At 50.2% G+C, this 215-nt stretch carries 1 protein-coding gene; it reads right to left on the bottom strand.

All coding sequences use genetic code 11. From position 1 onward, the window contains the following. A partial coding sequence (locus FDX22_RS22675) for a GNAT family N-acetyltransferase (protein ID WP_146717815.1) occupies positions 1-215 on the bottom strand: 215 nt, incomplete at both ends.

Genomic DNA, 215 nt, shown 5'->3' with positions numbered 1-215 from the left:
ATCTGTTTCGCCAAATATTTCCGCATCAGTGCATTTTGTAGTGTCACGCCACGACACACAGGGAAACCTCGTTCCACGACATGAAAGCCGTGTCGTAGAAAGAACGCTTCCGCAGCCTTACTGACATTTGAAGTAAGTTCACCCATTCCACGTTGTCTGGCTTCTTCATGAATGCGGTCCATCAGTAGCGTCCCTACGCCCTGTCTCGGGTAGAC

It is taken from the genome of Citrobacter sp. TBCS-14, assembly GCF_005280805.1.
GTDB classification, from domain to species: Bacteria; Pseudomonadota; Gammaproteobacteria; order Enterobacterales; family Enterobacteriaceae; genus Citrobacter; species Citrobacter gillenii.
The sequence above is the reverse complement of the archived record's forward strand: the minus strand, read 5'-3'. Positions and strand labels throughout refer to the sequence as shown.